This window comes from Microvirga sp. P5_D2, from assembly GCF_054049475.1.
Genome location: NZ_JBFUMH010000046.1, coordinates 1 through 24992, shown reverse-complemented (window position 1 = coordinate 24992; position 24992 = coordinate 1). Strand labels below are relative to the sequence as shown.

Genomic DNA, 24992 nt, shown 5'->3' with positions numbered 1-24992 from the left:
ACAACCTTCAGAGACGATTCACCACAGTGAAAGTTGTCCTAAAGTTTTTTGCTATTGAATTACATAACATATATAGATGAGGTGCCTGGAGTTAGAGCTGTCATGCCCGTATCCCCCTTCACCGTCGGTTCGGAAATCCGCGTCAATGTCGTCACGGCCTCCGACCAGAAAATGCCTTGCGTCACAGGGCTTTCCGATGGGGGATGGGTGGTCACGTGGCAATCCCTGAACCAGGACGGCTCAGGCTACGGCATCTACCAGCAGCGCTATGACAAGACGGGCGCGACTTCCTCTACGGTAGATACCCTCGTCAACTTGACCAAGGCGAGCGATCAGGCCGATCCGAGCGTGACGGCGCTCGCCGATGGCGGCTGGCTTGTCACCTGGACGTCGCAGAACCAGGATATTGGCTGGAACGGCGGCATCTATCAGCAGCGCTTCGACAAGAACGGCGTGGCTCAATTCTCCGCCGACCGGCTGGTGAACACCAATGTCGCGCTCGATCAGTCGCAATCCAGCGTCACGGCCTTGAGCGATGGCGGCTGGGTCGTCAGCTGGGTGTCCGACGGCCAGGACGGCTCGGGCGCCGGCGTCTACCAGCAGCGCTACAACGCGACGGGCACGGCGGTCGGGCCTGAGACCCGGGTGAACGTGCTCACCGAGGGCGCCCAGACGAAGCCCGCCATCACCGCCCTCCCCGATGGCGGCTGGATCGTGACCTGGGAATCCCACAGCTCCGGCTCGACCGGGCATTCCATCTTCCAGCAGCGCTACAACGCGGCCGGTGTCGCCACATCCAGCGCGGATATCCCTGTCGAGGGAACGGCCGGCGACTACAAGATCATTCCCAGCATCACCACCCTCACTGACGGCGGCTGGGTCGTCACCTGGACATCCTACAGCGGCGGCGGCGATGTGGTTCAGCAGCGCTTCGACAAGGATGGCGTCGCCCTTTTCGCCACGCCCCGCCGCGTCAACGTCACCACCGGCGACCTGCAGGAACCTGCCACCGTCACCGCCCTGAAGGACGGCGGCTGGGTGGTGGTGTGGCAATCCGCGAACCAGGACGGGTCCGGCAACGGCATCTATCTCCAGGCCTTCGACAAGGACGGCAACCCGACCGGGCCTGCGGACGTGCTGGTGAACATCACCACCGCGGGCCATCAGGAAGCGCCGAGCGTCACCGCACTGGCCGACGGCTGGATCGTCACCTGGCAATCCGCCGGTCAGGACGGCTCGGGCTACGGCATCTACCAGAAGCGCTATGTCACCACAGCCGCTCCCACCGATGTCACCCTCTCGCGCACGAGCGTGAACGAGGATGCGACGGGCCTCATCGCCACGCTCGATGGCGTCGATCCCAACACGGGCGACACCTTCACCTTCACGCTCGCCGAGGATGCGAGCGGCAAGTTCGTGATCGTCGGCAACGAGCTGCGCCTGAAATCCGGCGAAAAGCTCGATTACGAGACGGCCACCTCGCACATTATCAAGATCACCGTGACGGACCAGACCGGCCTGTCGGTGACGAAGACCGTCACGATCAACGTGGGCGACGTGATCGAGAACCACGCGCCCACGGGCGTCACGCTCTCCCGCACCTCGGTGGATGAGGACGAGACGGGCCTGATCGCGACGCTCGAAGGTGTCGATGCCGATGCGGGCGACAGCTTTACCTTCGCGCTCACGGAAGACGCCAGCGGCAAGTTCGAAGTCGTGGGCAACCAATTGCGGCTGAAGGCCGGCGCGAGCCTCGATTACGAGACCGCAAAATCCCACACGATCAAGATCACCGTCACGGACAGAGCTGGCGACTCGGTAACGAAGACCGTCACGATCACCGTCAACGACATCGACGACACGAACGACGCGCCGGTCAATATCCGTCTGAACGGCGGCCTCGGTGTTGCGCTTGGCGAAGACGCAACCGACGACACCTTCATCGGCGTGCTGAGCGCAACCGATGCGGACGGCGACACCGTCACCTGTTCCTTCGCGCCCGGCGGCGATGCGGGCGGCCTCTTTATCATCGATCCCCTCACCAACCAGATCAAGCTCGCCCCCGGCGCAGTGCTGGATTACGAATCCCTGCCTGCCGGCGCGAAATACTACACGCTCATCGTCATCGCCTATGACGGCAAGGGCGGCGTCAGCGCGCCTCAGACGATCACCATCGGCATCACCGATGTGAACGAGAAGCCCGATGCGGTGATTACCGGCACCGGAACAGGCGGCGCCGTCGAGGTGGAAGAAGGCGCTGCAACCGGCACGGTTGTGGCGACACTGACAGGCCTCGATCCGGACGGCGACGCCATCACCTATGCGCTCCTCGACAATGCGGGCGGGCGGTTCAAGATCGTGGGATCGGAGATCCGCGTCGCCAACGGCGCGCTCCTCGACTTCGAGGCATCCGACGGCGCAACGCACGAGCTCACCATTCTCGTCATCGATGCCAAGGGTGCGGCCCAGGTCAAGAAAATCACGGTCGCCGTCCAGGGCCGCAACGATGCGCCGACCGACATCACTCTCTCGTCTACGAGCGTGAATGAGAACGCCGATGGCGAGACCGTTATCGGTGATCTCGCCGCGGTGGATCAGGACGCGGGCGATACCTTCACCTATACCCTCGTGGACGATGCGGGCGGGCGCTTCAAGCTGGATGCGACCCATACCAAGATCGTCGTCGCGGATGGAACGAAGCTCGATTTCGAAAGCGCCACGTCGCACACGATCCGGGTGCGCGTGACGGACAAGGGCGGCCTCACTTTCGAGAAACCCATCGTCATCCATGTCAACGATCTGTACGAAGCGCCCGCCAACCGCGCACCCACCGACATCACGCTGACGGGTGGCACGAAAGGCAACGCCTCGGTTGATGAGAACGCCGATGGCGAGATTGTCGTCGGTGATCTCGGCGCGATCGACCTCGATGCGGGCGACAGCTTCACCTATACGCTGCTTGATGACGCAGGCGGGCGCTTCAAGCTCGACAGCACACGCACCAAGATCCTGGTCGCCGATGGCAGCCTGATCGACTATGAGGCCGCGACCGCCTACACGATCAAAGTGCAGGTATCGGACGGCAAGGGCGGCATCCTCACGAGGACGCTTGTGATCGGCGTCAGTAACGTGAACGAGACGCCCACCGACATTACCCTTTCGGGCGCTGCCATCGATGAGGGCGCTGCCAACAACATCTTCGTCGGCTCGCTTGGAGTGATCGACGCGGATGCGAGCGGCACCTATATTTACGAATTGGTCGACAATGCAGGCGGGCGCTTCAAGCTCGCCGCCGATGGCCGGTCCATCCTCGTCGCGAACGGCTCGCTCCTCGACTACGAGACAGCCACGTCCCATGACATCACGGTGCGGGTCAAGGACGGCGGCAGGACCTTCGAGAAGGTCATCACGATCCATCTCAACAACCTGCCCGAGCCGCCCCTCAACAAGGCGCCGACGGATATCATGCTGTCCGCCGCCGATGTGCTCGAGAACGCCAAGAACGGCACGCTCATCGGCCTGCTCGGCGCTGAGGACGAGAACATCGGCGAGACCTTCACCTATGTTCTCATGGACGATGCCCAAGGACGTTTCGAAATCTTCGACGGCAGGATCAGGGTCAAGGACGGTGCTCGCCTCGATCACGAGGCAGCGACATCCCATACGATCCGTGTACGTGTTACGGACAAGGGCGGCCTCTCCTTCGAAAAGGATTTCGTCATCCATGTCGGCGACGTGGACGAGCCCGCCTCAGGCCCCGTCAACCGGGCACCGGTCGACATTACCCTCACGGGCGGCGTGAAGGGCAACGCCTCGGTCGATGAGAATGCCGAAGAAGGCATTTGGGTGGGAGATCTCGGAGCCTTCGATCCCGACACTGGCGACAGCTTCTCCTATGAGCTTCTCGACGATGCCGGAGGCAGGTTCAAGCTCGATGCGACCAAAACCAGGATTCTTGTCGCAGACGGCAGCCTCATCGATTACGAGGCCGCAACCGCCTATGCGATCAAGGTTCTGGTGTCGGACGGCAAGGGCGGCACGCTCACGAAGATCGTCACCATTGCCGTGAACAACGTGAACGAGGAGCCGTTCGATATTCTGTTCACGGGCACGCCCGTGGATGAAGGCGCGGCCAACAACGTGTTCGTCGGCACGCTCGGCGTTCTCGACGGCGATGCGACGGGAATCTACATCTACGAGCTCGTCGACAATGCCGGTGGACGCTTCAAGTTGGCGGCAGACGGCAAGTCGATCCTCGTCGCGAACGGATCGCTTCTCGATTACGAGACCGCCACCTCGCACGATATCAAGGTGCGTGTTCATGACGGCGGCAAGAGCATCGAGAAGATCATTACGATCCATCTGAACAACCTGCCCGAGCCGCCGGTCAATCTGGCGCCTTACGAACTGACCCTCTCCGCTGCCACGATTGCCGAGAATGCGAGGAACGGCACGCTGATCGGCCTCTTTGGCGCGGAGGATCTGAATGCGGGCGATACCTTCACCTATGAGCTGGTGGACGACGCGGAGGGCCGCTTCGAGATCTTCAACGGCCGCCTGCGCGTGCGGGACGGAAGCCGCCTCGATTACGAGGACGCTGCCACCCACACGATCCGCGTGCGCGTGACCGACAAGGGCGGCTTGTCCATAGAGAAGGACTTTACGATCACGCTCGACAATGTGGACGAGACCCTGCCGAACCATGCGCCGCGCATCGCCGTGGCGCCGGGCCGCGAGATCACCAATGCCACGGATAACGGCGCGAGCGTGAACCCTTTCACGGGCGTCACCTTCGACGATGACGAGAACGACACACTGACGGTGAAGATCGGCTTCAACGGGGCGGAGGGCGATCTGGTGATCCCCGCGGCGCTTCTCTCGAAAGTGACGCTTCTGTCTTCGAGTGACGGCCGGAAGGTCTATACCGTCACCGACAAGGCGGGAGCGCTTGCCGAGATCATGAGCGCCCTGCAGTTCAACCCGGCGGATCGGCTTGGAGCAGCTGCCGGCACGACCCTGACGACCACCTTCAACATCGAGGCCAGCGACGCGGATCATGCTGCGACGCCCGCGATCAGCACCATGATTCAGGTGCGCTCAAGCGTCGCGAACCGCGTGCCCGTGGATATCGGGCTCGACAACACGACCGTGCGGGAGTTGATTTCCAGCACGGACGTCAAGATCGGCGACCTCTCCGCCAGCGACGGCAATCCGGGCGAGACCTTCACCTATCAGCTCATGCGGTTCGACGGTAGCTGGGGTGCGAGTGACGGCCGCTTCACGATTGTCGGAAACGAACTGCGTGTGAACGGCTTCATGCTCGACTTCGAGCAGGCCCGCTCTCACGCCGTCCAGATCAAGGTGACGGATTCCCAAGGCGCCAGTCTCGTGAAAACCTTCACGATCCAAGTGGCCGACTGGGCCGTCGAATGCACCGCCGGTTCCACCGGCAACGACGTGTTCGTGGGCGGCGCGGCCAAGGACACCCTCGCCGGTGGAGCCGGCAACGACCGCATCGACGGCGGGCTCGGCAGCGATGTTCTATCCGGCGACTTAGGCTTCGACGTGTTCGTGTTCAAGGACATGCTCGACAAGAAGACGAACGTGGACCAGATCACCGACTTCTCGGTCCGAGACGACAGCATCTGGCTCGACAACGCCATCTTCCGCAAGCTCGGCGCCGGTTCCCCGGAGGCCCCGAAAGCGCTCGACAAGGCATTCTTCACGGTCGGGACCAAGGCGAAGGATCGCAACGACTACCTGATCTACAACAAGAAGGCCGGAACCCTCTCCTACGACGCGGACGGCTCGGGCAAGGGCGCCGCAGTGGTCTTCGCCAARCTCGCCAAGAACCTCAGTCTGACCGCCAAGGACTTCTTCGTGATCTAGGGGCTGTAGACCTCGCTGCACATCCGTGGAGCCAGGCTTTCAACGCCTGGTCCATGGCATCCGACGGAAAAAGTGCGACAAAGGTGATTCGGGTAAAGGGGGTCCAGCCGTTTACTTTCCGATGCGTTATTATATACCAGTCTCAGATGACTATTCCTGGGAATTCCTTATGCCAGCACAAATTTTCAAGGCCGGTGAAGAACGCGAGGTCGACAGCGTCGCGGGAAAGCTCCGTGAAGCACCCGTCTTAACGGCCCTGGCCGATGGAGGTTGGATCGCCGTTTGGGGATCCTACGACGCCTTCGATCAAATCGACGTTGTCATGCAGAGATACGACAGGAACGGGAACGAGATCTACGCGGTCCCCCAAGTCGTCAACAAAGAGACCAACCGGGATCAATACGAGCCAAGCGTCACAGCATTGGCGGATGGCGGCTGGGTTGTCACGTGGACATCACAGGATCAAGATAGCTCAGGAGGCGGAGTTTACCAGCAACGCTACAGCAGCAGCGGCGTAAAACTTTATGCGGATGACTTTCTCGTCAACACCTACACGACCAACTTTCAGGAGACCGCGACAGTAACAGGTCTCGCCGATGGCGGCTGGGTCGTGACTTGGCGATCGCGGGTCCAGGACGGCTCAGAGGGCAGCGTCTATCAGCAGCGTTTCAATGCAGCGGGTGCAGCGCAGGGAGCCGAAGAGCGGATCAATCAGACGATTGCGGGCTCACAGCTGGAACCTCGGGTGACGTCCTTGTCTGACGGCGGATGGCTCGTCACGTGGACATCCCCCGACAGCGCCACGACCCGAGGCATCTTCCAACAGCGTTACAGCAAGGATGGAACCCGGCTCTATTCCGAAGACCGAAAGGTCAATGTCGTTACGGACAATGACCAATGGGACCCAGTTGTAACCTCGCTCAAGGATGGCGGGTGGGTGATCGTTTGGGTTTCGCAAGATGGATCGGGCACCGGCATCTATCAACAACGCTTCGATCGAAACGGCAATGCGACTTCCCCAGCGGACATGCTGGTCAACATCACCACGACAGATGGTCAAGACAGTCCGTCCGTCGCGAGCCTGGCCGATGGAGGTTGGATCGTCACTTGGACCTCGGCTGATCAAGATGGCACAGGAGTGTATCAGCAGCGCTTCGACCAGTCCGGACGGGCTTTATCGCCCGCCGACATGCTCGTGAATGTGACCACGCATTCATCCCAAAGCTCTCCAAGCGTCATTGGCTTGGCAGACGGCAACTGGGTCGTCGCATGGGAATCATATGAGCAAGATGGCTCAATCGCGGGTATCTACCAGCGCCACTTCGAGGCCAACGCCGCACCCAGCGCCATCAACCTCAGTGGCGGATCGGTGCGGGAGCTTGCAACGAACGGCACAGCCATCGGCACTCTGACAGCCACCGACCAAAATGTCGGTGACACTCATCGCTTCGATCTCATTGACAGCGCAGGCGGACGCTTTGCCCTTGTCGGCAACCAGATCGTGGTCGCCAACGGCTACAAGCTGGATTTCGAGCAGGCGCAGTCGCATCAAGTCACGGTGCGCGTCACCGACAGCATGGGCCTGACATTCGACAAGGTGCTGAGCATCGGCGTGCTCGATTGGGCCACGGAGAACACCACAGGGTCTGCGGACAATGATATGTTCTTGGGCGGCAACGGCGCGGACATCCTCAGTGGCGGGATCGGCGTCGACCGCATCGATGGCAGCGGCGGACGCGACCGTCTGAACGGCGGCCTGGGCAACGACACGCTCACCGGCGGTGCGGACCGGGATATCTTCATCTTCGATTCTATGCTCGGCACAGACAGAACCGATCGTCAGGTGAATTTCGACACGATCACCGACTTCAAGCCAAAGCAGGACAAGATCTATCTGGAAAACGCGATCTTCCGGAAGCTGCGAAAGACCGGCAGCCTCAATGAGGATTTCTTCCAGATCGGCAGCAAGGCCGATGATCCCAACGACTACATTCTCTATAACAAGCGGACGGGCGTGCTGTCCTATGATCGTGACGGGTCGGGCGGAGCTAAAGCCATAGAGTTCGCAATTCTCAAGAAGAACCTGAAGCTCACCTACAAGGACTTCTTCGTCATGTGATGGCTGGATCCCAGCCTCAGGCCATATGCTAATCGAGCCGGGTTCACCTGACCCGGCTCGATCTGTTTCTAGAGGCAAAAAGAGATCCGCGACGGACTGCCCTGCGCCTTGCAAAGCAGGGTGTGGAAGGGGAACATCGGATAGCCCCAAAAAGCATTCCACTTTTGGGTACGATGCTCTAAGAGCCCAGGCATCGTCATGAGAGGGATCAAGGCATGAACATTCTACTCATCGGTTCCGGCGGCCGCGAGCATGCTCTTGCCCGGTCCCTTTCGGCCAGCTCTCTCTGCGACCGGCTTCTCATCGCCCCCGGCAATCCGGGCACGGCGCAGCATGGCACCAATGTGGTGCTGGATGTGGCCAACCATCAGGCGGTCATCGACTTCTGCCGCACCATGGGGATCGACTTCGTAGTGGTGGGGCCGGAAGCCCCTCTCGTCGCGGGCCTCGTGGACGATCTGATGAAGGCCCGCATCAAGGCCTTCGGGCCGACCCAGGCGGCCGCCCAGCTGGAGGGCTCGAAGGCCTTCACCAAGGATCTTTGCGCGGAGTTCAACATCCCGACCGCCGCCTATCGCCGCTTCACGGATGCCGAGGCCGCGAAGGCCTATATCCGCAGCTATGGCGTGCCCATCGTCGTGAAGGCGGACGGCCTTGCCGCCGGCAAGGGCGTAGTGGTCGCTACCTCCTTCGAGGAGGCGGAAGAAGCCGTCGAGATGATGATCGGCGGTGGCCTGGGCGCTGCCGGCGCCGAGGTGGTGATCGAGGCCTTCCTCGAAGGCGAGGAGGCAAGCTTCTTCGCCCTGTGCGACGGCAACACGGCGATCCCCTTCGGCACGGCGCAGGACCATAAGCGCGTCTTCGATGGCGACGAGGGCCCGAACACCGGCGGCATGGGCGCCTATTCGCCGGCTGCCGTGCTGACGCCAGAATTGCAGGCCCGCTCGATCCGCGAGATCATCGAGCCGACGCTCGCGGGCATGAAGAAGCGCGGCATGCCCTATACCGGCATTCTTTATGCGGGCCTGATGCTCACGAAGGATGGACCTCAGCTGATCGAGTACAACGCCCGCCTGGGCGATCCGGAAACGCAGGTGCTTCTGCCGCGCCTTCGTTCCGATCTCGTCACCGCTTTTCTTGCGGCCTGTGATGGACAATTGAATAACGTGTCATTGCGTTGGTCCGATGACGCAGCACTCACCATCGTCATGGCCGCGCGCGGTTATCCTGGAGTAGTCGAAAAGGGTTCGGAGATCCGCAACATCGATGCGGCCGAGAACCTGAATGACGTTATCGTCTTTCATGCCGGCACGAAGCAGGATGGCGACAAAATCCTTGCAAATGGCGGGCGCGTTCTCAATGTCACAGCTCTCGGCAAGACGATTTCCGATGCGCAGGCAAAGGCCTATGACGCGGTTTCGAAGATCGATTGGCCCGAAGGTTTCTGTCGTCGCGACATCGGTTGGCGCGCTGTCGAACGCGAGCGGGGCTGACAAAAACGAACATCTTCTCTAGGTTTAGAGAAGTCATCTCGCACAACCCACGAGCGGCCTTCCATGAGCAACGAACTCTTTGCCGGTTTCGAGAGCCACTGGATCGACACGGATAGCGGACGCATCTTCGCTCGCTCGAAGGGTGACGGACCGCCGGTGATATTGCTGCATGGTTTTCCGCAGACGCATGTGATGTGGCATCACCTTGCTCCAACCCTCGCGGAAACGCACAAGGTCGTGTGCATGGATCTGCGCGGCTATGGCTGGTCCACGGCGCCCAAGAGCGACGCGAAGCACGAGACCTATTCCAAGCGCGCCATGGCGAAGGATGTCATCCAGGTCATGGAGGCTCTTGGGCATGTGCATTTCGCGGTCGTCGGACACGACCGCGGAGCGCGTGTCGGCTATCGTCTCGCTCTCGATCATCCAGGCCGCGTGGAGCGTCTCGCGCTGCTCGACATCCTGCCGACCTATCACGTGTGGGAACAGATGCACGCGGGCAAAGTGCCTGAGGCGCATTGGGGCTATCTTTCGCAACCTTATCCGAAACCCGAAACCGAGATCGGCCGCGATCCGATCCCCTATTTCGAAGGCTTGCTGCGCAAGTGGTCGGCGGCGGGCGATCTCAATGCCTTCGATCCGCGCGCGCTCGAATCCTACTGGCAGAGCTGCAACGAGCCCACGCGCATCCATGCCTTCTGCGAGGATTATCGCGCCGGCGCGACGCGCGACGTGGAAGCCGACGAAGCCGATCTCGCCGTCGGCAAGACGATCCAATGCCCGACCTATCTGATCTGGAGCGACTTCTACCTCGTCAGCGGACCGATGGGCCACGAACAGCAGCCCCTGGAAATCTGGCGCCGCAGCTTCGCCCCCAAGGTTCACGGTGCGGGCATCAGCTCCGGCCATTTCGTGGCCGAGGAAAACCCCGGCGCGACACTGGAGGCGTTGCAGGCATTTCTGAAGCGCTGAAGAGAGCAGCGCCTATCGCCTCTCCTCGAAGAACTCCTTCAACAGCTGCGCCGCCTCGCTCTCGCGGATGCCGCCATAGACCTCAGGCGCGTGGTGGCAGGTGGGCTGGTGGAAGAAGCGGACGCCGCTGTCCACGCCGCCGCCCTTGAGGTCATGGGCCGCGTAATAGACCCGCCGGATGCGGGCGAACGAGATCGCCGCCGCGCACATGGTGCAGGGCTCCAGCGTCACATAGAGATCGCAGCCGGTGAGGCGCTCGTCGTCCAGGGCCTCGCAGGCGCGCCGGATGGCGAGCATTTCCGCATGGGCAGAGGGGTCCCGCAGCTCGCGCGGGCGGTTACCCGCCGTGGCGACGACGCGGCCGTCCCTCACGATGACGGCTCCCACAGGCACCTCCCCGCGCACGGCGGCGGCGCGGGCTTCGGCAAAAGCCACGCTCATCGGGTCGGCCTTTGAGGCGTCCTTGGCCGGATCAAGCGGATCGGGGTCGGCGTTATCCATGTCGCTGGCTTTTCATGTCTCTCGCTTCTGTTCCATACCTCTGCTATCAGGCTCCCATGACCGACAGCAACGACGATAATCGCAAGGGCCGTTCCTCGGGACGCTCCGACCGTGGCCGCACTTCCGGTGACCGGCCCTTCCGCAAGCCCCGCGAAGGCGGCGAACGCCCCTTCCGCGCCCGTGGCGACGACGAGCGCCCGCGCAAGCCCCGCGAGGCAGGCGATAAGCCTTTCCGCAGCCGCGACAACGACGAGCGGCCCCGCCGTCCCCGCGAAGGCGGAGACAAGCCATTCCGGCCCCGTGGCGAAGGCGGTGATAAGCCTTTCCGCCCCCGCCGCGAAGAAGGCGACCGTCCTTTCCGGGCGCGTAGCGAGGGTGGCGACAAGAAGCCCTTCCGCACCCGTGACAATGACGAGCGGCCCCGCCGCCCGCGCCCCGAAGGCGGCGACAAACCCTTCCGTCCGCGCCGTGAGGAAGGCGACAAGTCTTTCCGTGGCCGCAGCAAGGATGGCGGCGAGCGCCCGTTCCGCGCCCGGCCTGAAGGCGACAAGCCGTTCCGGGGCCGTGGTGGCGAAGACCGCCCCCGCCGCTTCGACCGCTCGGCCGAGGATCGTCCGCGCCGCCCCCGCGAGGAGCGCCCCGAGATCGTGGCAGCCGTCCCTCAGGAGCCGGTCGAGGACCGCATCGCCAAGGTAATCGCGCGGGCGGGCGTCGCCTCCCGCCGCGACGTGGAGGTGATGATCACCGAGGGCCGCGTGACCCTCAACGGCAAGGTGCTCGAAAGCCCCGCCATCAACGTGACCTCCGCCGACACGATCACCGTGGACGGCGAGCCCCTGCCCACGAAGGAGCGCACGCGCCTGTGGCTCTACCACAAGCCGCGCGGCCTCGTGACCACGGCCCGCGATCCGGAAGGCCGCTCGACCGTGTTCGACAACCTGCCGGAGGATCTGCCGCGCGTAGTCGCCATCGGCCGGCTCGACATCAACACCGAGGGCCTGCTGCTGCTCACCAATGATGGCGGCCTCGCCCGCGTGATCGCCCATCCCGATACAGGCTGGCTGCGCCGGTACAAGGTGCGTGCCCACGGCGATCTCACGCAGGCCGATCTCGACGGCCTACGCAACGGCATCACCATCGACGGCATCGAATACGGTCCCGTCGAGGCGCGGCTCGACCGCATGCAGGGCGACAACGTGTGGATCACGATGGGCTTGCGCGAGGGCAAGAACCGCGAGATCAAGCGCATCCTCGAACATCTCGGGATGCAGGTGAACCGCCTGATCCGCATGTCCTTCGGCCCATTCCAGCTCGGCGATCTCGAACAGGGACTTGTCGAAGAGGTGCGCACGAAGGTGCTGAGGGATCAGCTCGGTGCCGCGCTCGCGGTGGAAGCCGGCGTCGATTTCGAAAGCCCGGTGCGCGAGCCCATCGCGCCCTTCGGCTCGACCAAGGAGCATGGAGGCCGGGAGGATCGTGAAGAGCGCCCCTCTCGTGGCCGTGGCGGAGACGACCGCCCGCGCCGTCGTAACGATGACGAGAAGCCTTTCCGCGCAGGTGGCAAGGGTCATTTCGGCAAGGATCGTTTCGAGCGTGACGAGGAAGGACCGAAGAAGCATCCTTCCCGACTCGAGGTTAAGAAGAGCGTCTGGCGCGCCGGCGAGACCGAAGAGGATTCACCGCGCAGGAAGGCTCCCCGTCGTGGCGCCGATCCGCGCGAGGCGCGTGCCGTAAGCGGAGAACGCAAGCGCGAGCGCGTTGGCGCCATCGCTTCGGGCGAAGGCCGTAAGGTTCTTGTCGAGCGCCTGGTGCGTCAGCCTCGGGACGAGGAAGCCCCTGCGCCGCGCAAGGGCCGTGGTGGCAGCGAAGATCGTCCGCGCCGTGGCGGCGACCGCGATGGCGCTCCGGCCCGTCGTGGCCGTGACGCCGGTGCAGGCCGCGCAGCCGGTCCGGGCCGCCCTCGTCGCGACGAGGGCGAACGCCCACGCCGTGAGGCTGGCGATCGCCCCTTCCGCTCGCGCGAAGGCGGCGAGGACCGTCCTCGTAAGCCGCAGAGTGAGCGTCCGTTCCGCGCGCGCAGCGAAGGCGGAGACGAGCGTCCGCGTCGTGGCCCACCGCGTGGCGACGGCCCCTCCCGTGGCGGACCGCGCAGTGGCGGTGGAGGCTTCAAGGGCGGTCCCCGTGGAGCATCCAAGGGCGGCTTCAAAGGCGGCTCCAAGGGTGGATCGAAAGGCGGCCCGCGCGGCCGCCGATAATCCACGCCCAACATCATCCTGGATCTCATCCTGAGGAGCCCACGCAGTGGGCGTCTCGAAGGAGCTTCCAGGGTACACTGGATGCGCCTTCATCTTTCGAGACGGTGCGATGCACCTCCTCAGGATGAGGGCTTCTCAAAGTTAGGAATCAAGCCATGAGAATTGTGGGCGGGCGCTGGCGCGGCCGTTCGCTGAAGGGGCCGAGCTCGGACGCCATCCGCCCGACATCGGACCGCCTGCGCGAGACGATCTTCAACATCCTCCAGCATTCCTACGATGATCCCATCGAGGATGCGCGCGTGCTCGACCTTTTCGCAGGCACCGGTGCTCTCGGTCTCGAAGCCCTCTCGCGAGGTGCTGCCTTCGCGCTCTTTGTCGATGACGGCGCGCAGGCGCGCAGCCTCATCCGCGAAAACGTGGAAACCCTCGGCGCAGGCGGCGCCACCCGCCTCTTCCGCCGCGATGCCACCAAGATGGGCGAAGCCGCCCCCAACGCCCCCTTCTCCGTCGTGCTGTGCGACCCGCCCTACGGCAAGGACCTCGCACCGAAAGCCCTCCGCTCCTGCGCGGAAGGCGGCTGGCTTACGCCGGACGCGCTCGTGATCGTAGAGGAAGCGCAGGACGTCGAGGTCAAGCTGCCCGACGGCTTCGAAGAGATCGAGCGGCGGGATTACGGGGAGACGAAGGTGGTGTTCGGGCGCTTCACGGGCTGAGCACACACAACTTTGACTTGCTGCACGTCGGCAAGAAGGTTGTCCTAACGTCAGATTTCTATAACATTGCTCCTCATCCACGTCATATCACTCTTCTGACAGGCTCGGGGCTCGCCATGTCTCAACCGTTTCTCTGGGGATTGCAGATCGCTCATCCTGTGGGCGCCACAGACGCTAGCGTGCTGGCTCTCAGAAACGGCACCTTCCTGGTCATCGGCAAGACGCAAGCGACGACCCCGGACGCCAAGTTGAGGGCCTGGATCTACAACGCCGATGGCTCCCTGAAGGAAGAGAAGATCATCGGTTCGCTGGATTATGGCGGCCCCTTTGGTGACACCCCCCTGACAGCCAGATCGAGCAATCCTTCCGCCGTGGAGCTTCCGGATGGCCGCATCGCCCTGACATGGTCAATCGCGAGCGACGCTCCTGGGCATCGCGGAGCCTGGCTGGGGATTTATGGAAGCGATTTGACGCCGGTCGGAAAGCCCATACCCGTTGCCGGCCTCGAAAGCGATCCACGGAGTGTGGACGGACAATTCAAAGGAGACGATGCGATCGGTCTGGCTGATGGAAGCATCCTCACCACTTATCGGAGCCTGGGCGGCGAAGCGTTTCTGCGCGTCCTGCGGCCGGATGGAACGCTCTCAAGTCCTTTGAAACTCGGACCGACTTTTGCCACCGATTATGACAAAGGCTTCGGGTCCGTGGCCGATCTCGCAGCGCTGCCGGGCGGCAAAGTGGTCGCTGCGTTTCGTGCGAGCGGAACCGAGAACAAGGTTTATGTGCTAGATCCGACTGCTGCCGGTGGTCCTTCTGTCATCAAAGAAATCTCGATTCCCATCGTGTCGGACCCGGGCATGATGCCGATTGAAGTGACGGCCCTTGAGGGCGGCGGATTTGTCGTGACATGGACGGAGACAGGCAGGATCGACGCCAGTGGTTCAGAGCCCGTCGTTACGGTCAGATACCAAGTCTATGACGCCGCAGGAGATGAAGTCACCGAACCTCTGGCGTTTTATGCGACGATTGCGGAAGCCGCTGCTGTGAGCACTCCCGGCGTGGTGGCTCTTCCCGGTGGCGGCTTTGCCCTTGCCGCCCAAGTCGTCACGAACGCGTCCAGCAACACATCGGAAGTCCGCCTGTCCATTTTCGATGCGGCAGGTGCGCGCCTGAGCGAGAAGCTGTTGGTCAGCAAGCAGGCCGCAGGGAACGTGATTTCCCTCGAAGGCCTGTCCCTGCTGCCGGACGGGCGCATCGCCGTACTGATGTCGAACGGCATTCAGATCGTCGACCCGCGCGACAAGGCGATCGTCATGAAAGGAACCACTGGCAACGATCAGTACATCGGTACGGCTTTCGACGATATGTACGAAGGCAGCGCCGGTGCCGACGTCCTGAACGGCGGCAGTGGAATCGACTATGTTTCCTTCGCCCATGCGAAGTCAGGCATTGTGGCAAGCCTTTTAGGGGGCCGCGGAGGCGATGCGGCGGGCGATATCTATGTCGGCATCGAAGGTCTCATCGGCTCGGCCTTCGATGACGTTTTCTTCGGCAACGGCTCCGCGATCCTGAAAGGCGGGTTCGGCAACGATACCTATTACGTCAAAGCCGGAGATGCTCTCGAGGAAGCAGCCAATGGCGGCTGGGATACGGTCATCGTCGGCGGCAGCTATGCGTTGGCGGCGGACGCACATGTCGAAGCTCTCAAACTCGCCGATGTCTCCTCCAAAGCATCCGCCAATCTCATGGGGTCTGACTCCGCCAACGAGATCTGTGGACACGCGGGCAGCAATATCCTGAAGGGTCAGGGCGGAGACGATAAGATCTTTGGTGGAAGCGGCAACGACAAGCTTTACGGCGGAGGCGGCAAGGACATCTTCGTGTTCGATACGAAGCCGAACAAGAAAACCAACGTGGATCGCATCTACGATTTCAATCCGAGCGATGACTCGTTCCACCTGGAGAACAAGTTTTTCACCAAGCTCGGAAAAGGCTCGGCGGCTGGCGTGAAGTTCAAATCGGATATGTTCGTCAAAGGCCCGCACGCCAGGGACCGGGAAGACCGCATCATCTACGACAACAAGACAGGCGCGCTGTATTACGACAAGGACGGCATCGGCCCCTCCGCGCAGATCAAGATCGCGACGCTCAACAAGAAGCTCAATCTCACCTATAAAGACTTCTTCGTAATCTGAGCGAACCACGCGCTGACGCCGGCTGGTAGGAATTGTTGTTTTACGGCCAAGCTTTTTCGGAAGCACTTGAACGGCTGTGGAGTTGGACACGCCTCTGTCTCGACATAGCTATGATTCCTGTGCCAGCCTGCCGTAAGCTTCCCTTCCGGAGGACGCCATGCCCTACCAGCCTGCCGACACCCGCTATGACAGCATGCTCTACAACCGCTGCGGCCGCAGCGGGTTGAAGCTGCCGGCGATCTCGCTGGGGCTGTGGCAGAATTTCGGGGAGACCAAGTCGGCGGCGAATGCGCGGGASATCTGCCGTACGGCGTTCGACCTCGGCATCACGCATTTCGACCTCGCCAACAATTACGGCCCGCCGCCCGGCGCGGCGGAGGTGATGTTCGGCGAGATCCTGCGCAGCGACCTGCACGGCTATCGCGACGAGCTCGTGGTCTCCACCAAAGCAGGCTACCGCATGTGGCCGGGGCCTTACGGCGAATGGGGCAGCCGCAAGTATCTGCTCTCCAGCCTCGACCAGAGCCTCAAGCGCATGGGCCTCGATTACGTGGACATCTTCTATTCCCACCGATTCGATCCCGAGACGCCGCTGGAAGAAACGATGATGGCGCTGGATACCGCCGTGCGTCAGGGCAAGGCACTTTATGTCGGCCTCTCGTCCTACAACAGCCGGCGCACCCGCGAGGCGGTCGAAATTCTACGCGAGCTGAAAACGCCCTGTATCATCCACCAGCCGAGTTATTCCATGCTCAACCGATGGATCGAAGAAGACCGGCTGCTCGACACGCTCGGCGAATTAGGCATGGGCTCCATCGTGTTCTCGCCGCTGGCGCAGGGCATGCTGACGACGAAATATCTCAATGGCGTTCCGGACGACAGCCGTGCATTCGAAGGCAAGTCGCTGAAGCAGACTTTCCTGAACGACGACAATCTCGCGCGCATTCGCAGCCTCAACGATATCGCTGCGCGGCGTGGCCAGACTCTCGCGCAGATGGCGCTCGCCTGGGTACTGCGCGGCGGACGTGTGACCTCCGCGCTCATCGGCGCGAGCCGGCCGGAACAGGTGACGGAATGCGTCGGCGCCTTGCAGAACCTCTCGTTCACGCCGGAGGAACTGACGGAGATCGATCAGTTCGCGGCTGAGGGCGACCTGAATATCTGGGCTGCGTCGGCGGAGCGTGAAGGGCCGTCGCGGTAGTGCGACTCATAAACCGCATGACGAGGTGAGAGCTTTCAAGAGCAAGCACGGGGCCTAACCTCTCCCAAGTGGGAGAGGTCGACGCGCGGGAGCGCGCGGGTGAGGGAATGCCGTATCCGGAGAGGGCGGGCCCTCACCCCTGCCCCTCTCCCAAACGCGAGAGGGGGAAGTCGGGTGATTGTAAGGGCTCGCATTTCACAACTGTGACGAGACCGTCACCGAAACGCCACGCTGGATCGAATTGCTCACCGTCGATGTCTCCTCCGCGCGCTTGATAAGCGCCACGATATCCGCATCATCGCTCACCGCTTCGACATCAACCTGCACGGCAGCGGATGTCGCCAGCAACGGCGTACCGTCGAGGGTCAGGCTTACGTCCACCGAAACCGATCGCAGTTCGATCCCCATCTCATGCGCGACATAATGGAGATCGTTGCAGAAGCATCCGCCGATGGCCAGCGCCAGCAATTGTCCGCCGTTGAAGCCGAGCCCCTGGCCGCCGGCTTTTCCTTCCGGCCTGTCGACGATGACGGAATGCACGCCCGCCCATCCGATGTTTGCCTGCGTGTCCGGGATGCTGCGCAGTTTGACACTCATCACCGTCATCAGGCACCTCCCGGTTTTTTGAAACGTCTAACGCCGCCCGAACAATCGCTCGATATCGGTGAGCTTCAATTCCACGTAAGTGGGCCGCCCGTGATTGCACTGGCCCGACAGCGGCGTTGCTTCCATCTCGCGCAAAAGCGCATTCATTTCTTCCGGCCGCATGCGCCGGCCCGCGCGGATGGAGCCGTGGCAGGACATGCGCGAGAGCACCGCGTCGAGACGCTCTTCCAGCGGGTTCGCTGCGCCCTGCCCCCATTCGGCAAGCGCATCGGCCACATCCTGCACCAGATCCTTGATGCGCCCACCGGCCAGCGCCGACGGCACCTCGCGCACGAGAAGCGCACCGTGGCCGAACGGCTCGACCACGAGGCCGAGGCTTTCCAGCATGGAGGCTTCCGCGAGCACGCGATCCGCATCCACCGGATCGAGATCGACGACCTCGGGGATCAGCAGCAGCTGACGCCCGATGCCCGACGATGCGCGCTCGCGCTTCAGGCGTTCATAGACGAGACGCTCATGCGCCGCGTGCTGATCGACGATGACGATGCCGTCCTGCGTCTGCGCGACGATATAGGTGCCGTGCACCTGCGCGCGCGCCGCGCCGAGCGGTGCGGCTTCCGTTTCGGGCTCGACATCGAGCAGTGTCGCGCGGCTGTCGGCGGAAGGCATGGCGAGATCCGGCAGGCTCGGTTGAGATTCCGCCAGACCGGCAGCAGATGCATAGGATGGCGCGGGCTGATCGAGCGGCGCCTGCCAATTTGCGAAAGCGCTGGACGGGCGGATCAAAGGACCGCGATAGCCGTAAGCGCCGCGCATCGGCGGCGCAGCTTGCGGGCGTAGGCTTTCAAGGGTACGCGTGCCGCCGGTCGAGGAGGCGCGCATGCCGAAACGGGTGATCGCTTCCTTGATCGCAGCCACCACGAAGCCGCGCACGAAAGCGGGATCGCGGAAACGCACCTCCGTCTTCGCCGGATGCACGTTGACGTCCACGGAGCGCGGGTCGATCTCGACCATGAGGGCAAGCACCGGATGCCGGTCGGATGCCATCACGTCGGCATAGGCGCCGCGCACCGCGCCGAGCAGAAGCTTGTCGCGCACGGGCCGTCCGTTGACCACGAAATGGACCGAGGTCGAGGTGCCGCGATGATAGGTCGGTAGGCTCGCGAAGCCGGAGAGGCGCACGCCCTCCCGCTCGACGCCGATGGACATGGCGTTGTCGTTGAACTCTGACCCGAGCACGCGCGAAAGGCGGCGCAGGAAACCGTGCTCGCCGGGCTCCTCCGGCGGATAGGTGAAGGCGGTGATGTGCTCGCCCGACAGGGTGAAGCGCACGGTGGGATGCGCGATGGCGAGGCGCTTGACGATCTCCGCCACGGCCTGTGCCTCGGAGCGGTCGCTCTTCAAGAATTTCAGGCGCGCGGGCGTGGCGGCGAAGAGATCCGTCACTTCGACGCGGGTGCCCTTGGGCGCGGAAGCGGGCTTCACCGGCCCCTTCACGCCCGCCTCCACCACGATCATGGAGCCGGTCTCGGCCTCCGCATTGCGCGAGGTGATGGCAAGCCGCGCCACGGCGCCGATGGACGGCAAGGCCTCGCCGCGAAAGCCGAGCGTGTTGATGGAGAACAGGTCGCCATCCGGGATCTTGGAGGTGGCATGGCGCTCGACGGCAAGCTCCAGATCGTCCGGGCTCATGCCCTGCCCGTCATCGACGATACGGATCAGCCGGCGGCCGCCTGCCTCCACCGTGATGTCGATGGAGTTCGCGCCTGCATCGACCGCGTTCTCCACGAGTTCCTTCACGGCGGCAGCCGGGCGCTCGACAACCTCGCCCGCAGCGATGCGGTCGACGAGGATGGGATCGAGGCGGCGGACAAGCATGGGCGCTTCGCGTTCAGGGATTCGGAAAAGGGAAGATAGGGTTTTGAGTGCCCCGATGCCAGCCGGCGCGACGTTATTCCCTTGGCCGTCCACCACGATTAGGGAGCGAGATAAGCCGCCTGTCATGGCCGGGCTCATCGCGGCCATCCAGTCTTGGAACCTCTACGTTGAAGAAGACGTGGATCCCCGGAACAAGCCCGGGGATGACGGCCGTAAATGCCTCAACTCTGCGCGAGATATTCCTTTGCCAGGATCTTGCCCTCTTCCACGGCGGGCTGATCGAACGGATCGACGCCCAGCGCGTAGCCGGCCAAAATCGTCTCCAGCATGAAATGCATGAGGAGTTCGCCGACCGCGCGCTCGTCGAGCGTTTCGATGTGGATGCGCCGGGTTGGGCGGCTGTTCTTGGCCAGGGTGTCCGCGGTGGCGCGGCCTTGGGCTGCCACGAGATCGCCGATGCGCTTGCCGCCGAAACCGGGTTCGCCGGCGCGCTTGGCGAGTTTCTCGTCCATGATCGGCCCCTGCCCCGCCACGCCGGTGGTCATGACCGTGAAGAGCTTGTCGTTGGGGCCCGCGAGATAAAGCTGGAGCTGGCTGTGCTGGTCCACGGGGCCGATGGCGGCGACCGGCTGGGTGCCGTTGCCGTTCTTGCCCACGCTCTCGGCCCAGAGCTGCACCCACCAACGGGTAAAGCGCTCGAGCCGGTCTGCATAGGCCATGGTGACGGAAATTCCCTTGCCGTCCTTTGCCGTCGCCACGTTGAGCGCGGCGCCCACGGCAGCAGGCGCATCCTTCGCGGCCTTGCCTGCGCGGAACGGTTCATAAGCATCCGCCGCGCCCTGCCGGATGGCGGCGATGTCGAGGCCGAGAACGGCGGCGGGCAACAGACCCACATTGGTGAGCACCGAATAGCGCCCGCCGATGCCGGTGTGATGCTCGAGGAAGCGCACGCCCTCGGGCTCCAGCAGATCGCGCAGGGCGTTCTTGACGCCCGGCTTGCGCGGCTCGGAGAGTCCTAAGAACACGTCCTTCGGCTGCGCGCGCAAGCCGGCCTTTTCCAGCGCCGAGAGAACCGCGATGGTCTGCATCAGCGTCTCGCCCGTGCCGCCCGATTTCGAGATCGACACGAATCGCGTCGAGGACAGGGGCAGCTTGTGCAGGATGCGGTCGAAGGTGATGGGGTCGAGATTGTCGAGGAAATGAACGCGCGGACTTTCCGTGAAGCGCCCGGCGCCCGGCACCGCGAAATCCCGCAGCTGGGCCAGCGTCTGGCCGCCGAGGCTCGAACCGCCCGTGCCGAGAAACACCACGTCCGTTGCATCGCGCCGCAGCCAGGCGGCAGCCTCGCGCGTGGCATCGAGATCGTCGCTCGTGCGCGGCATGTGCAGCAGGGGCAGCCGACCGGAAGCATCGTCCTCGGCGAGCCTCGACATGGCCTTACCCACCGATTCAAGGGCAGAATCGTAGGCTGCCTGCTTCAGGCCGCCCTCCCCGATTGCGGTTTCGAATGCCAGGTCGATCGATTGCTGCAGGGCCATGCGGATACTCCGACTCTCTAAGAGACCGGAACTTTAAGGCAGCAGGGGCGTGAGGGCTAGGTAGGAGATTTCCTCTCTAGAGAGGAGCGGGATCTTTCTTGGAAACACCATGAACTGACCGCCAGGGCGAGCCGTATCCCGGCAGCTCGCATTTGCAAATCAGCATAGCCGATTGAAAAACTAGCCCATTTTCTGACTGCAGCGCCGTGCAAGAACCTTTTGCCGGTCCATATTTTCGCAGATTAACCCTTCTTGAGAACTTGCAGTTGCGCAAGGGCATGCGTTAGCTTAGTTGTATCTTTATAACGTTTAGAAGAGACTAATTATGGCACTGAATCTGGCCCTTCTCTCCTTCCAGCGCCTCGAGGAAGCCTCCTTCATTCGGCGCGTTTCGACAACGACGGCAGGAAGCCAAGGCGCCATCGATAGCTACCGACCATCGTTGAGCTCGAATGGTCGCTATGTCCTTTTTGAAAGCGCTTCTGGCGATCTCGTGGCTGGGGATACGAACGGCCGCAGTGATGTTTTCCTGAAAGACATGCAAACGGGCACCCTGACGCTCATTTCCAGCGGCTCTGATGGGACCATCGGCAACGATTATAGCAACGATGCTCAATTCAGCGCGGATGGCCAATCTATCATCTTCACGAGCAAAGCAAACAACCTCGTCGTCGGCGACAACAACAACTCGCTAGACGTCTTCCGTAAGAATCTTAACACTGGCGTCGTTGTTCGTCTCACGATGTCATTTGATGGTGTTGAAGCGAACTCTCATAGCAACGAACTCGTCCTGACTCCCGATGGACGGTATGCCGTGTTTACGAGTTATGCGAGCAACCTGGCTATAAATGATACGAATAGCAACTCCGATATCTTTCTGAGAGACCTAGCGACAGGTGGCATCACCCGGGCTTCAGTCGGAAGAGATGGGATTCAGGCCGATAGCCACAGCAGCAATGCAGTCCTAAGCTCGGATGGTCGCTACGTTGCGTTCCAAAGCTTTGCGACCAACCTCGTCGGAGGCGACACGAATTCATCAATCGATATTTTTTACAAGGATCTTCTCACTGACGCGATTATTCGCATTTCGACATCAGCTTCGGGCACGCAGGCTAATAATTCTTCCAGATACGCACAGCTTAGCGCCAATGGCCGATATGTCGCTTTCGAAAGCGACGCCTCCAATCTTGTTGATGGCGACACGAATAGTGCAAGTGATGTTTTCCGCAAGGATCTGCTGACGGGTGAAATTGTACGCGTCTCCACCTCATCCGGAGGGGTTCAAGCTAATGGCTCAAGCCATAAACCATCAATCAGCGCCGACGGGCGCTATGTTCTCTTTGAAAGCACGGCGCACGATCTCGTAGGAGCCACCTCTTTTAAATTAGGCATATTCCGAAAAGACTTGATGACCGGTGAGATTATTCGCCTCTCCAGCGTTGGGTCAGCGACCCCAGATGGTAACAGCACGCAGGCTAGGTTCAGTGCCGATGGCCGCTACATCGTCTTTGAAACGATGGCTACCGACCTGATGACGGGTGATACAAACGGAAACAGAAAAGACATCATCTGGGTCGACGCGGATCGCATTGCCGACGGCGTCGCAATCCGTGAGGGCCGCTTCGTCGAATTGAACTTCGCTGCCAATCCGACATCGATCGTGACACTCGCGTGGGGCGATGGCGCTGTGAACGTCGTGCATCCGGCCTCCGGCATGGCAAGCTTCAGCCATGCCTTTGCAACCACCGGCACGAAGACCGTCGTTGCGACCATTCAAGAAGGCGGCCAGTCGCGCTCGATCTCCTACATCGTGAACCTTGCAGCCGGCACGATGGTGCAAAGCTCTGCTCCTGATACGATCGCCGGCGGCGGCGGCGCAGACCGCATTGTTGGCGACGGTTTTGCCAATCACCTCATCGGCCATGACGGCAACGACGTGCTCGATGGTCAGGGCGGTGCAGATTATATGGCCGGCGGAAGCGGCGATGACGTTTATATCGTCGAGCATGCATCGGACATCGCGGCCGAGATTGCAGCTGAAGGTACTGATCTGGTCTATAGCAGCATAAACTACACGCTTGGTGCCCATGTCGAGAACTTGACTGCGACAGGTGGCTCCGCCCTGTCGCTGGGTGGCAATGATCTTGGCAATGTCATTATCGGCAATGTCAATAGAAACACATTGAACGGCGGCGGCGGGGACGACGTTCTCGCTGGTGGCGGCGATAACGACATTCTGCTCGGCGGAGCCGGCAGGGATGTGTTCGTGTTCAACACGGTCGGGCACAAGAGCCTCAACAAGGATATGATCCAGGATTGGAACTATCGTGATGATACGATCCGGCTCGACAACGACATCTTCAGGAAGCTGACCAAGGTCGGCGTGCTGCAGAGCAAGTACTTCACCATCGGCAGCAAGGCGAAGGATGCCAATGACTACATTGGCGTCGACAAGAAGACCGGCAACGTGTGGTACGACCCCAATGGCGACAAGCCTGGTAAGCAGGTCATCTTCGCCAATATCGGGGCGAAGAAAGCCATCTTCGCCTCAGATTTCTTCGTGTTCTAACCGCCCAGGCCTTGATAAACCAAACCCCGACAAAAAAGGGAGCCGTAAGGCTCCCTTTTCGCATTCAGTGGAACATTACAGTCCCGTCGGTCGCCCGGCGATCACGGTGAGCATCTTGCCGTCGCCGAAGGTGCGGTCCGCGGCGCTGTGGATATCGGCTTGCGTCACGCTGCCCACGAGGGCGTTACGGCGGGCGATATAGTCGATGCCGAGGCCCTCGAAAGCGATCTGGGCAAGCGTGTGCGCGATCTTCGTGGAGGTGTCGAAGCCCAGCGCATAGGAGCCGATGAGGTAGTCCTTCGCCTTCTGCAGCTCTTCATCGGAGGGACCCTCTTCCTTGAGCCGCGCGATCTCCTCGGCGATCACGTCAAGGCATTCCACCACGCGCTCGTTCTTGGTCGCCGTGTAGCCCCAGGTCATGGAGGCTGCGCGGTAGCTCACCAGCGATGTGCCGACGCTGTAGGCGAGGCCGCGCTTCTCGCGCACTTCCTGGAACAGGCGCGATGTGAACGCGCCGCCGCCGAGGATGTGGTTGAGCACATAGGCCGGGATGAAGCCGGGGTCTTTCCACGCGATGCCGTGCGTGCCGAAGCGGATGACCGATTGCGGCACGTCGAGATCGACGACGAGGCGCGAGCCGATCTTCTGCAAGGTCGCAGGCTCGATGATGGCGAGCGGCTTTGCCTCCGGCAGCGCGCCGAACACCTTGTCGAGCAGCATGGACAGGTTGTCGCCATCGATAGCGCCGACGACCGCGATCTTCACGCGGCCGCGCGCAATCATGGCACGGTGCATGGCCACGAGATCGTCACGCGTGATCGCCGCCACGCTCTCCGGCGTGCCCGAGGTCGGACGGCCGTAGGGATGGCCGGCAAAACCTTCCTCGAAGAAACGACGGGTCGCCATGACGCCGGGATCGTTCTGCTGATACTTGAGGCCAGCGATGGTCTGCGCGCGCACACGCTCGATGGAATCCTGATCGAAGCGCGGCTCGACGAGCGCCAAGCGCAGCAGCTCGAAAGCCTCGTCCGCATGCTTGACCAGCGTCTTCAACGCACCGCCG

The 24992-nt window shown here is 62.2% G+C and carries 14 protein-coding genes; 9 read left to right on the top strand and 5 right to left on the bottom strand.

What is annotated here, in order from left to right; translation table 11 throughout:
* The first annotated feature begins 102 nt into the window (after positions 1-102).
* From ACXJKO_RS14030 to ACXJKO_RS14015, 4 genes are all read left to right on the top strand, one after another.
* Positions 103-5889 carry a hypothetical protein gene (locus ACXJKO_RS14030; protein ID WP_457091707.1) on the top strand — a complete coding sequence of 1929 codons (5787 nt, stop codon included), beginning with the start codon at positions 103-105 and terminating at the stop codon, positions 5887-5889.
* A 25-nt stretch (positions 5890-5914) separates the two neighbouring features.
* On the top strand, positions 5915-8008 hold the full coding sequence (locus ACXJKO_RS14025; RefSeq protein WP_457091706.1) for a hypothetical protein: 2094 nt from the start codon (positions 5915-5917) through the stop codon (positions 8006-8008).
* Between the two features lie 215 nt (positions 8009-8223).
* Positions 8224-9501, top strand: coding sequence for a phosphoribosylamine--glycine ligase (gene purD, locus ACXJKO_RS14020; RefSeq protein ID WP_457091705.1), 1278 nt, complete (start codon positions 8224-8226; stop codon positions 9499-9501).
* Between the two features lie 63 nt (positions 9502-9564).
* Positions 9565-10473 (top strand): alpha/beta fold hydrolase, encoded by a 909-nt coding sequence (locus tag ACXJKO_RS14015; protein ID WP_457091704.1) that lies wholly within the window; start codon positions 9565-9567, stop codon positions 10471-10473.
* Between the two features lie 12 nt (positions 10474-10485).
* Here the strand turns inward: ACXJKO_RS14015 and ACXJKO_RS14010 are convergent, their stop codons facing one another.
* On the bottom strand, positions 10486-10974 hold the full coding sequence (locus tag ACXJKO_RS14010; protein ID WP_457091703.1) for a nucleoside deaminase: 489 nt from the start codon (positions 10972-10974) through the stop codon (positions 10486-10488).
* Positions 10975-11618: 644 nt separating this feature from the next.
* On the opposite strand from ACXJKO_RS14010, the gene ACXJKO_RS14005 reads away from it, so the two are divergent.
* The 4 genes from ACXJKO_RS14005 (at position 11619) to mgrA (ending at position 17338) form a co-directional block, all read left to right on the top strand.
* Positions 11619-13229 (top strand): pseudouridine synthase, encoded by a 1611-nt coding sequence (locus ACXJKO_RS14005; RefSeq protein WP_457091720.1) that lies wholly within the window; start codon positions 11619-11621, stop codon positions 13227-13229.
* 155 nt (positions 13230-13384) lie between these two features.
* A complete protein-coding gene (gene rsmD, locus ACXJKO_RS14000) occupies positions 13385-13942 on the top strand; it encodes a 16S rRNA (guanine(966)-N(2))-methyltransferase RsmD (RefSeq protein WP_457091702.1) in 558 nt (185 codons plus the stop codon).
* 116 nt (positions 13943-14058) lie between these two features.
* Positions 14059-16137, top strand: a complete 2079-nt coding sequence (locus ACXJKO_RS13995; protein WP_457091701.1) for a calcium-binding protein — start codon at positions 14059-14061, stop codon at positions 16135-16137.
* A gap of 157 nt (positions 16138-16294) precedes the next feature.
* Positions 16295-17338 (top strand): L-glyceraldehyde 3-phosphate reductase, encoded by a 1044-nt coding sequence (gene mgrA / locus ACXJKO_RS13990; protein WP_457091700.1) that lies wholly within the window; start codon positions 16295-16297, stop codon positions 17336-17338.
* A gap of 195 nt (positions 17339-17533) precedes the next feature.
* Here mgrA and ACXJKO_RS13985 read toward each other — a convergent pair whose 3' ends face one another.
* The 3 genes from ACXJKO_RS13985 to ACXJKO_RS13975 all read right to left on the bottom strand — a co-directional run bounded on the left by ACXJKO_RS13985 (position 17534) and on the right by ACXJKO_RS13975 (position 21360).
* Positions 17534-17944, bottom strand: coding sequence for an OsmC family protein (locus tag ACXJKO_RS13985; protein ID WP_457091699.1), 411 nt, complete (start codon positions 17942-17944; stop codon positions 17534-17536).
* 27 nt (positions 17945-17971) lie between these two features.
* Positions 17972-19822: a DNA mismatch repair endonuclease MutL gene (gene mutL / locus ACXJKO_RS13980; RefSeq protein ID WP_457091698.1), complete on the bottom strand. Its 1851-nt coding sequence runs from the start codon at positions 19820-19822 to the stop codon at positions 17972-17974.
* A gap of 221 nt (positions 19823-20043) precedes the next feature.
* Positions 20044-21360, bottom strand: coding sequence for a glucose-6-phosphate isomerase (locus tag ACXJKO_RS13975; protein WP_457091697.1), 1317 nt, complete (start codon positions 21358-21360; stop codon positions 20044-20046).
* A gap of 325 nt (positions 21361-21685) precedes the next feature.
* Here ACXJKO_RS13975 and ACXJKO_RS13970 point away from each other — a divergent pair, with 325 nt between their 5' ends.
* Entirely contained in the window at positions 21686-23929 is a 2244-nt protein-coding gene (locus ACXJKO_RS13970; RefSeq protein WP_457091696.1) for a hypothetical protein, read from the top strand.
* Positions 23930-24004: 75 nt separating this feature from the next.
* Here ACXJKO_RS13970 and ACXJKO_RS13965 read toward each other — a convergent pair.
* Positions 24005-24992: M16 family metallopeptidase (locus tag ACXJKO_RS13965; protein ID WP_457091695.1), on the bottom strand; the 988-nt coding region annotated here is incomplete at its 5' end.

Bases quoted from the DNA above. Each gene is read 5' to 3' on its own strand.
- purD (WP_457091705.1), top strand. From the start codon at position 8,224: ATGAACATTCTACTCATCGGTTCCGGCGGCCGCGAGCATGCTCTTGCC.
- ACXJKO_RS14015 (WP_457091704.1), top strand. From the start codon at position 9,565: ATGAGCAACGAACTCTTTGCCGGTTTCGAGAGCCACTGGATCGACACG.
- ACXJKO_RS14010 (WP_457091703.1), bottom strand. From the start codon at position 10,974: ATGGATAACGCCGACCCCGATCCGCTTGATCCGGCCAAGGACGCCTCA.
- rsmD (WP_457091702.1), top strand. From the start codon at position 13,385: ATGAGAATTGTGGGCGGGCGCTGGCGCGGCCGTTCGCTGAAGGGGCCG.
- ACXJKO_RS13995 (WP_457091701.1), top strand. From the start codon at position 14,059: ATGTCTCAACCGTTTCTCTGGGGATTGCAGATCGCTCATCCTGTGGGC.
- ACXJKO_RS13985 (WP_457091699.1), bottom strand. From the start codon at position 17,944: ATGACGGTGATGAGTGTCAAACTGCGCAGCATCCCGGACACGCAGGCA.
- mutL (WP_457091698.1), bottom strand. From the start codon at position 19,822: ATGCTTGTCCGCCGCCTCGATCCCATCCTCGTCGACCGCATCGCTGCG.
- ACXJKO_RS13975 (WP_457091697.1), bottom strand. From the start codon at position 21,360: ATGGCCCTGCAGCAATCGATCGACCTGGCATTCGAAACCGCAATCGGG.
- ACXJKO_RS13970 (WP_457091696.1), top strand. From the start codon at position 21,686: ATGGCACTGAATCTGGCCCTTCTCTCCTTCCAGCGCCTCGAGGAAGCC.